The 732-nt window shown below is 34.4% G+C and carries 2 protein-coding genes; both read right to left on the bottom strand.

Annotation, left to right across the window (positions count from 1 at the left end; all coding sequences use genetic code 11):
• Positions 1-31: 31 nt before the first annotated feature.
• Positions 32-439, bottom strand: a complete 408-nt coding sequence (locus PBV87_RS18735; protein WP_271013334.1) for a hypothetical protein — start codon at positions 437-439, stop codon at positions 32-34.
• Positions 436-732 (bottom strand): hypothetical protein (locus tag PBV87_RS18730; protein ID WP_271013333.1); only part of this gene is annotated, 297 nt, incomplete at its 5' end. The genes PBV87_RS18735 and PBV87_RS18730, both read right to left, overlap by 4 nt.

Raw genomic sequence — 732 nt, 5'->3', positions numbered from 1 at the left:
GTGATACCTCCTTTAAATTATTTTATTTATCTCAGGCCTTTTGGCTTAATAATTGATTAAGTTTCTCATCTATAGAAGTTAATAGTTCCATAAGTAATAACGAATCGTTACCTGTAGTTGTTACCTTCCCATTTGTATCTAAACTCAGCTCCACGCTCATTAGGCTATCCTCTCCACTTTGTAGGCATAACCCATGAGTTCTTTCAATAATCTCTTTCTCCGTTAATGGTCTCTTACAGAGTTTCTCTAAGGTCACACTTTGCGATTCTTCGTGATATATCAGCTTATACATATAGTCATCGTGCGGAACTATAGGAATAACTATATCATCAGAAACTCTAATACATCTTGGATCATTAATGTAATGTGCCAGTTCTTTTACTGAATTATCACTGTGTGACCATAGCACCTCATTATCATCACTTATATAAAGAATCATAGTACAACCTCCGTTCCTAAAATTTTAAGTGTAGCTGTTCCTACATACCATCCTGAGAAATATAAACATTGTCCCTCATGTACATACATATCAAATATACAGTTTTTATTATTATTCACTGCTTTGTGACCAATCTCCATAACGGTTTTCATAGTCATGTACGTTGGTGAACCTACGTTATGTATATTAGTATTTAAAGGAAGCCCTTCCCAACTTGTATAAGAGCTATTTATTCCATGACTAGATGATAGTGTAGCCTGTACATCTGGATTGGTGTAAACAGTAATTCTTGA

The organism is Holtiella tumoricola, from assembly GCF_027857615.1.
In the GTDB taxonomy this organism is placed as follows: Bacteria; Bacillota; Clostridia; order Lachnospirales; family Cellulosilyticaceae; genus Holtiella; species Holtiella tumoricola.
This window is presented reverse-complemented; position numbering and strand designations above follow the sequence as displayed.